Source organism: Pseudomonas poae (genome assembly GCF_001439785.1).
GTDB classification, from domain to species: Bacteria; Pseudomonadota; Gammaproteobacteria; order Pseudomonadales; family Pseudomonadaceae; genus Aquipseudomonas; species Aquipseudomonas poae.
In genome coordinates, this window is record NZ_JYLI01000005.1 from 363,820 (window position 1) to 372,302 (window position 8,483).

The window sequence follows — 8,483 nt, forward strand, 5'->3', positions numbered from 1 at the left end:
CCCCAAAACCAGGCGCTGAGCCGTATCAGGTACACCGCGTTTTGCTGGATTGGGGGTGCTTCGCACCCCAACGCGGGGCAAGCCCGCTCGCCACAACAAGCCCGCTCGCCACAGTGTCTCCAGTTAGCGGTGCGACAGCGCAGGCTAGCGCTCGATCACGTCACCACGCAACGCCGCCAACCGCGCAATCAGGCGGTTCTGCACCGGTACGGCGATGCCTTCCTTATCCATCGAAGCAATCAGATCCTCCACCAGCGCGTTGAAGTCACTGCGGGTCACGTTCTGGCCCTTGTGAGTCTCGGCCATGCTGTCCCCGGTGTAGGTGCACGGTCCGCCCGCTTCCACGCAGAATTTCTCGATCAGCTTGTTGCGCAGGCGCTGGATATCCACGTGCCGAAAGTGTTCGACGATGCGCGGATCACGGGCCACGTTGAGCAGCATGCCTTCCACAATGCGGGTAATGCCGGGCATGGCGCCCAGGTCGCGGTACAGGCTGTCATCCCTGGGCGGTTGCTGGGCACAGGCGCTGAGCAGCAGGGCCAGTACAACCAATAGAAATCGCATCAGAAACTCCCTTGCACCGACAGGTAGGTGCCGTTCTGGTCAGCCAGCGTGGCGATTTCGCCGAGGCGCGCGTAGGCCAGCACCACCGACACATGCTTGTTGGGAAAGTAGCCCACGAATACATCCGCCCAATCGCTTTCGCCGGCAAACGACAGGTTGTCAGGTTTTTCCCGGTATTCCACGCCGACCGCCCAGCGCGGGTTGAACAACACGGCCACCGAGCCCTCCTTGAGCAGGCTGCGACGGTCACGGCGGTCGCCACCAAAACCGAGCAGGCCGGTTTCATTGGCGCGGCTGTAGCGCAGGTTGCCGTTGACCAGCACGTTGTAACCAAACGCCGCGCCCATGAACAAACGGCTGGCGGCGAGGTAGCCTTCCACATCGCTGTCGCGCCTGGCGCCGACCAGGCGGGGGATATCGAAGTTGCTCTGGTGTTTGTATTCCAGGCCCAGGGACACCTGGGGCAGACGGTCGTAAATCACGTCGCCGAACAAACGCACCTTCATCCCCAGCACATCCTGGCCAAGGTGGTCATCCGGCAGGTTGAGCCGGTGCACCAGGGTGCCGAGGTCGAAGCGTTGCCGGGCAAAAGACAGCTCGACGCGGTTGTCATAGGCCAGCGCCAGCCCGGCTACGTCCAGCCGATAATCCGGCAGGTTGACCGTGGTGGCGAACGCCGTGGCGCCCCATTCGTGCTGTTCGCCGTAACCGGCGAGTACCGCCCACGGCGTGATGCCACCGCCGGCCGCGCCTTCGAGGCTGCTGGCACCGCCGGTGGCGATCAGACGACCATTATCGGCCAGCGCGGTTTGCACAGTCAGGGCGACCAGGCAGCCGATCAGGAAAAAACGCACGTCAGGCTACTCAATGAACCAGGGAAGTTTGTGCACTGAGCGGCAGCGCCACCCAGGCTTCGAATGCATCGGCGCTCAAGGGCCGGCTGATCAGGTAACCCTGGGCCGTGTCGCACTGCCAGCGCTCCAGCAGGCGCAGGCTGTGGGCGTACTCGACGCCCTCGGCGACCACCTTGAGGCCCAGGTTGTGGCTCATCTCGATGGTGGAACGCACGATCACCGCGTCCTCGCTGGTTTCGTCGAGGTTGCGCACGAACGACTGATCGATCTTCAACTCCTGCACCGGCAGACGCTTGAGGTGGGCCAACGATGAATAGCCGGTGCCGAAGTCATCCACCGACAGGCTGATGCCGCAGTCGCGCAGCAGGTGCAAAACTTTCAGGGCTTTTTCCGGCTCGCGCATCACCGCGCTTTCGGTGATCTCGAACACCAACTGTTCGGCCGGCAAGGCATAGCGTCGCAGCAGCGCCGATACGCGATGGGCCAGCTCGTCGCCCTGCAGGTCTTCCGCCGAAATGTTCAGCGACAGTTGCAGGTAAAGGCCGCGCCGGTTCCATTCGCAGAGCTGGCGGATGCCCTCCTCGATCACCCACTGGGTCAGCAAGCGAATGCTGCCGGAGCGCTCGGCCAGCGGGATGAATTCCGCCGGCGAGATCATGCCGAACTGCGGGTGTTGCCAGCGCAGCAAGGCTTCGGCCTGGCGCACGTGGCCCTGGCGAATGTCCAGTTTGGGCTGATAGTGCAACAGCAATTGACCCTGGCCGGGCGCGTGGCGCAGGTCGCGAATGAGGGTGATCTGGCGGCGATGGGCAAGGTCACTGCCCTGCTCGTAAACCTGCAGGCGCCCGGGGATTTTCGCCGCGTCCGTCATGGCAATCGCGGCGCGTTCAAGCAAGGTGTGCGCGGTTTCGCCATCGGCCGGGTAGGTCGCGATGCCCAGGCGGCAGTCCAGCGCCAGGTCATGGCCGTTGATGCTGTGGGGGCGCAGCAGCAATTGTTGGAGTTTGTCGGCCATGCCCACCGCCTCGTCGCTGCCGGCGCCTTCGAGCAACAGCAAGAACTCGTCGGCGATCAGGTGCGCCAGCGTGTCGCCGGGGCGCATTACCGCTTGCAGGCGACGACCGACGGTAGGCAACAGTTGGTCCACGGCGCCCGGCCCGGCAGCTTCGCTGGCGGCACGCAGGTTATCGATGCCCAGGTGAATCAGCGCAATCGGCCGCTGCAGGGCAATCGCGCTGCCCAGACGCTCCATCGCCAGCGCGCGGTTCGGCAGGCCGGTGAGGCGGTCATGCAGCGCGTTGTGCGCCAACTGCTGCTCGCGCTCGGCAATGCCTTTTTGCATGGCATTGAGCGCGCCGGCCAGCAAACCCAATTCGTCGCTGCGGGTGAGGGTCACCGGCGTAAGGTAGTGGCCCTGCCCGATGCGCTCGGCCGCCGACGCCAGCGCCTGCACGGGCCGTGACACCGTGCGCGCCAGCAGCAATGCGCCGATCAACGAGGCCAACAGCGCCACCAGCGCAATGCCGAGGATCTTTTCATCGAGCGGCACGAATGCCTGCATCGCTGCATCCAGCGGACTTTGCAACAGCGCCAGCACTTTGCCGTCGTCGTCGCTGGCCAGCACCAGCGACTGGTTGAGAAAGCTGTGTTCCAGATGATCGGTGGTCGACACGCCCCGGCGGCTGGAATCGCCTTCCATCAGGTCCAGAATGCTGTCGCGCAGCGCCTGCGGCTGGGTGCTCACCAACTCGCCGGGCACGCCTTTATCGATCGCCAGGAACGACACCTGCAGGTTGCTCAACGAGTGCAACTCGTCGGCAAACGTACCGTCCATGCTGAAGCCCATCACCACCCGCGCAATCGGCAACGGTGCCAGCACCGACGCTTCCACCAGCAGGTGCGGCCTGCCCTGCAGCGGCACGATCAGCGTGGCCTGATGCTTGCTTCTGGCTTCGCGCAGCGCCTGGTCGTAGCGGAAGATCGAGCCTTCAGGCACTTCGCTCAGGGTGCTGGACAGCACTTTGCCGTCCATGCCCAGCAAGATCATGTCGTTGGCATTGATGCGCTTGCCGTGGTTGAGCAGCACCGAGCGCATCGTTGCCGAATCGCCACTGGCCACCGCATCGCGAAAACCGAAATCGGTGGACAGCAGTTGCACAGCGTCGGCCAGGCGTCGGCTGCGTGCATCAAGCAGGCGTTCGAACACCCGCGAGCCCACCTCCAGCTGGGTCAGGGCCTGGCCGCGCACGGCTGAGCTAGTGGCGACTTTCACACTGAAATACAGCGCACCGATCACCACCAGCGACAACAGGATCAATACCGAGGCGACCCGCGCCTGAAAGCTACTGCGCAGTTTCATGGGCGGCTCGATTGAAGGCATCGCCGAACGCCGATGGCGTGGGCGGCAGATCGGCGGACACCGGCTCCAGGGCCAGCACCACGCTGTGGCTCAGGCCCGTGGCGGGAACGTGCAGGATGCCGCCGTCCAGCGGCTGCATGGCTTTGAGTTGCGGATGCCACAGGGTGGCGTGGTAGTCGCCGGGAGGGAGTTGCTCCAGACGCACGCGGCCCTGGGCGTCGCTGGCGCCGAACACCGGATCGTCGGTGACATAAATGTAACCGAGCATCCAGTCATGGATATTGCAGCCCAGCACTACCACACCGGCCTTGTCGAACAGCAGCGGTTCGCTCGGCGTGCCTTCATACAGGCGCAGCTCGAAGCGCTTGGCGGCGGAGAAGGAATACACCTGATGGCGGATGTTGTCGCTGTTGGGAAAGCGCACCTGGGTGCCCGTGTGCACGACCAGCACATGGGGCGCGAAACGCTGGCCGCGCTGGTCCATATCAGCCTTGAGCGGTCCCGTCGGCGCGTGGGCCGGGCCTTGCAGGGTGACGACCGCGTCCGCCACCGGGCTGCCATCAGCCTGATGCATGAGCACCTCGAGCGTGGCCGCCGAGAGGGGACCCGCCGCCAGTAGCAGCACCGCGCAAGAAAACAGCTGAACAACTCGACCCATGGGAGATCCGCGAATAAGGAGAAAAAAGCGGCCAGCCTTGGCAGAAATTGAAAGCAATGGCAGCTATGATGCCGTAAATAAGGCAAAGTGCCACCACTGAACAACGTCACACGCTTGACCGCTGGTCGGTAAAAAAACGATGCAATCGGTCAAGCTCATTGAGGTTATCGCCTGCCCGCGCAGAAACTATAGGCGTTATACCGGAACGCGTTGCTGGCCCATCCATTGCTCGAACGCCTTCGCCTCCAACGGCCGGCTGATCAGGTAGCCCTGGGCGGTGTCGCAGCGCCACAGTTTGAGCAACCTGAGGCTGGGTTCGAACTCCACCCCTTCGGCCACTACCCGCAGCCCCAGGTTATGGCTCATTTCGATGGTCGAGCGCACGATCACGCCGTCGCCGGTGGCGCTGTCGAGGTTGCGCACGAAGGACTGGTCGATCTTCAACTCCTGTACTGGCAAGCGCTGCAGTTGTGCGAGCGACGAATAACCGGTGCCGAAGTCATCCACCGACAGGCTGATGCCGCAATCGCGCAGTTGCTCCAGCACGCGGAGGGCCTGCTGCGGGTTATGCATGATCGCGCTTTCGGTGATTTCGAAGATCAATTGCCGGGCCGGCACGCCGTAGTGCGCCAGCAGGCCGGTGACACGCAGGGCCAGGTCATCGTCGGCCAGGTCATCCACGGAAATGTTCACCGACAGTTGGATCAGCAGGCCACGCTGGGCCCAGTCGGCGATCTGGCGGATGGCCTCTTCGATGACCCACGCAGTGAGCAAGCCCATGCTGCCGGTGCGCTCGGCCAGGGGAATGAATTCGGCCGGCGATACCAGACCCAGGGTCGGATGCTGCCAGCGCAACAAGGCTTCGGCCTGGCACACATGGCCGAGCCTGAGGTCCAGCTTGGGCTGGTAGCAGAGCAGCAATTGGCCTTCGGCAGCGGCGCGGCGCAAGTCGCGGATCAGCGTGATCTGCCGCTGGTGGGCCAGGTCGCGGTCCTGCTGGTAGATCTGCAGGTGGCCGGGCAGGCTCGCCGCATCATGCCGGGCGATGGCGGCGCGGCTGATCAACTCTTCCACCTGCTGACCATCGGCGGGGTAGGCCGCGATGCCGATGCTCACTTCATGGCGCACCTCGTCTTCGCCGATGCGCCGGGGCTCGGTGAGCAACGCATGCAGGCGGTCGGCGCGGGCCACGGCGCGGTCGACCTGGGTGTTTTCCAGCAGCAACAGAAACTCGCTGCCGGCGATGCGCGCCGCCGTGTCGCTGGTCAGCAGGCTCATGGACAGGCAGCGGCTGGCTTCACGCAGCATGTCCTCGACGCCCTCCGGCCCGAAGCCCTCATTGATCACCCGGTAGTTTTCGATCCCCAGGTACAGCAACACCACCGGCCGCCGCGCGCTGATCGCACTGCCCAGGCGCTCCATCGCCAGCGCGCGATTGGGCAAGCCGGTGAGCGGATCATGCAGCGCGTTGTGGGCCAATTGCCGCTCACGCATGGCAATGCCGCTTTGCATGGCGTTGAACGCGCGGGCCAGCAGGCCGAACTCATCCTGGCTGCGCACTCGCACCGGCGTGCCGTAATCACCGGCCCCGATACGCGCGGCGGCATCCACCAAGGCACTGAGCGGGCGCGACACCCGTCGCGCGAGGAACAACGCCCCGGCCAGCGAAACCAGCAGCACCGCCAGGGCGATACCTATGAACTGTCGGTCGAGCGGTTCAAAGGATTCCAGCGCCTGGTCCAGCGGGGTTTGCAGCAGCACGCGCACCTCGCCGCCGTCGCCCGTGTTGGCCAGCGCCAGCACCTGGCTGAGCACGCGTTCGCCGTAAAACCGGGTGATCTGCGGCTCGGCGTTGAGCGGCGCCTCACGTAGCAGATTGACGACGCCGGCCTGCCAGGCCTCGGGCTGGCTGCTGAACAGCGGGCCGGCCTGATCGGCCTGCACACTGAGAAACGACACGTCCAGGTTGCTCATGGAGCGCAGTTCGCTGGCGAACTGCGTGTCCATGGGAAAGCCCATGACCACACGGGCGATGGGCAGCGGGTCGTAGACGTCTTTCTGCACCAGCAGGTAGGGCCGCCCGTCCATGGCGACGATCAGCATCTGCAAGCCTTTGCGCCGCGCATGGCGCAGGGCGTCGCCAGGGGGAAACGGCTGCCCACGCGTGAACACCGGCAAGGTGCTGAGCACTACCTTGCCGTCGAGCCCCAGCACGAACACTTGGCTGGAACGAATACCCGTGCCGTGCCGACGCAGCGCCGAGAGGATCGCCTCGCTGTTGCCCTCGGCCACGGCCTGTTTGAACGCGGCATCGGCGGTCAGCCAGTCGAGACCGTAGTGCAGACGGCGACTGCGCAGGTCGAGCAGACGCTCGAACACCTCGCCGCCAGTTTTCATCTGCACATGCGCCTGGTTTTCCACGGCGCGGGTGGTGGCGGCCTTGACCGCGAAATAGGTGGCGGCGACGACAATCAGCAACAACAGCGCCAGGACCGTGGCAATGCGGGTCTGGAAGGTGTGGCGCCAGGTCATGGCGGAGCTCTCGGGGGAGGCCCGCCGTTCTTGACCGCTGGTGGCTGTGGGTGTGTGCATTCCTTGCGGCCTGATGGTGGGGTGTCAGGAAAATATCTATTTTGGGTAGAGTGATTGGTTTTAGCAGATTGCTAAGGGATGAGTCGGTTTTTTGGCGTTTGGTTGGGTGAATATTCATTTTTTGGGTGATGACAGTCCCATCGGCTCCGCCAAGTCATCGACTTAGCGCTGTCGCGCGGCAAACTGGAACCCTGTGGCGAGCAGGCTTGCCCCGCGTTGGGCTGCGCAGCAGCCCCAAAACCAGGCGCTGAGCCGTATCAGGTACACCGCGTTTTGCTGGATTGGATTGGGGGCGCTTCGCACCCCAACGCGGGGCAAGCCCGCTCGCCACAGGGATGTGGCTGACTGAAATTTAGTGCTTTAAAATCAACAGGTTATTTTGTGTTTGATAAGAACTGGCTTGTCTGCGCGGCAAACTGGAACCCTGTGGCGAGCAGGCTTGCCCTGCGTTGGGCTGCGCAGCAGCCCCTAAACCAGGCGCTGAGCCGTATCAGGTACACCGCGTTTTGCTGGATTGGGGGCGCTTCGCACCCCAACGCGGGGCAAGCCCGCTCGCCACAGGGATGTGTCTTCCTGAAATTTAGTTATTTAAAATCAAGATGTTATTTTGTTTTTGATAAGAGCTGGCTTGTCTGCGCGGCAGACTGGAACCCTGTGGCGAGCAGGCTTGCCCTGCGTTGGGCTGCGCAGCAGCCCCAAAACCAGGCGCTGAGCCGTATCAGGTACACCGCGTTTTGCTGGATTGGGGGCGCTTCGCACCCCAACGCGGGGCAAGCCCGCTCGCCACAGGGATGCGGCTGCATTAAATTTTGTTATTTAAAATCAACAGGTTATTTTATTTTTGATAAGAGCTGGCTTGTCTGCGCGGCAGACTGGAACCCTGTGGCGAGCAGGCTTGCCCTGCGTTGGGCTGCGCAGCAGCCCCTAAACCAGGCGCTGAGCCGTATCAGGTACACCGCATTTCCCTTGATGGGGGGCGCTTCGCACCCCAACGCGGGGCAAGCCCGCTCGCCACAGGAATGTGGCTTCCTGAAATTTAGTGCTTTAAAATCAACACGTTATTTTGTGTTTGATAAAAGCTGGCTTGTCTGCGCGGCAGACTGGAACCCTGTGGCGAGCAGGCTTGCCCTGCGTTGGGGTGCGCAGCAGCCCCAAAACCAGGCGCTGAGCCGTATCAGGTACACCGCGTTTTGCTGGATTGGGGGCGCTTCGCACCCCAACGCGGGGCAAGCCCGCTCGCCACAGGGATGTGGCTGCCTGAAATTTAGTGCTTTAAAATCAACAGGTTATTTTGTTTTTGATAAGAACTGGCTTGTCTGCGTTCTGGGGGAGAGTGTCAGATTTTTTGTGTTCGGGCCGGTTACGGCCTGCCGTCAGGCAGGCCCTATCTTTACCAGGTCGGCCTGATAAATCGATCTCCGTACAGAATCGCAAATTGATTCATTGCGTTCTTCCA

Annotated in this window: 6 protein-coding genes; 1 reads left to right on the top strand and 5 read right to left on the bottom strand. The window is 63.1% G+C overall.

Annotation, left to right across the window (positions count from 1 at the left end; genetic code table 11):
- Positions 1-144: 144 nt before the first annotated feature.
- The 5 genes from TU75_RS08905 to TU75_RS08925 all read right to left on the bottom strand — a co-directional run bounded on the left by TU75_RS08905 (position 145) and on the right by TU75_RS08925 (position 6,967).
- Complete coding sequence (locus TU75_RS08905) at positions 145-564, bottom strand: group I truncated hemoglobin (RefSeq protein ID WP_060548719.1); 420 nt, start codon at positions 562-564, stop codon at positions 145-147.
- Positions 564-1,418, bottom strand: coding sequence for a DUF3034 family protein (locus TU75_RS08910; protein WP_060548720.1), 855 nt, complete (start codon positions 1,416-1,418; stop codon positions 564-566). The genes TU75_RS08905 and TU75_RS08910 overlap by 1 nt, the downstream gene beginning before the upstream one ends.
- 10 nt (positions 1,419-1,428) lie before the next feature.
- Positions 1,429-3,777 (bottom strand): putative bifunctional diguanylate cyclase/phosphodiesterase, encoded by a 2,349-nt coding sequence (locus TU75_RS08915; RefSeq protein ID WP_015371317.1) that lies wholly within the window; start codon positions 3,775-3,777, stop codon positions 1,429-1,431.
- Positions 3,761-4,435: a methylamine utilization protein gene (locus TU75_RS08920; protein WP_003231514.1), complete on the bottom strand. Its 675-nt coding sequence runs from the start codon at positions 4,433-4,435 to the stop codon at positions 3,761-3,763. The genes TU75_RS08915 and TU75_RS08920 overlap by 17 nt, the downstream gene beginning before the upstream one ends.
- Positions 4,436-4,630: 195 nt before the next feature.
- Complete coding sequence (locus TU75_RS08925) at positions 4,631-6,967, bottom strand: putative bifunctional diguanylate cyclase/phosphodiesterase (RefSeq protein WP_060548721.1); 2,337 nt, start codon at positions 6,965-6,967, stop codon at positions 4,631-4,633.
- Positions 6,968-7,408: 441 nt separating this feature from the next.
- On the opposite strand from TU75_RS08925, the gene TU75_RS27320 reads away from it, so the two are divergent.
- Positions 7,409-8,434 carry a hypothetical protein gene (locus TU75_RS27320; protein WP_156422778.1) on the top strand — a complete coding sequence of 342 codons (1,026 nt, stop codon included), beginning with the start codon at positions 7,409-7,411 and terminating at the stop codon, positions 8,432-8,434.
- The last annotated feature ends 49 nt before the right edge of the window (positions 8,435-8,483 follow it).

Excerpts from the sequence above, each read along its gene's own strand:
- TU75_RS08925 (WP_060548721.1), bottom strand. The coding sequence starts at position 6,967 with ATGACCTGGCGCCACACCTTCCAGACCCGCATTGCCACGGTCCTGGCG.
- TU75_RS08920 (WP_003231514.1), bottom strand. The coding sequence starts at position 4,435 with ATGGGTCGAGTTGTTCAGCTGTTTTCTTGCGCGGTGCTGCTACTGGCG.
- TU75_RS08915 (WP_015371317.1), bottom strand. The coding sequence starts at position 3,777 with ATGAAACTGCGCAGTAGCTTTCAGGCGCGGGTCGCCTCGGTATTGATC.
- TU75_RS08905 (WP_060548719.1), bottom strand. The coding sequence starts at position 564 with ATGCGATTTCTATTGGTTGTACTGGCCCTGCTGCTCAGCGCCTGTGCC.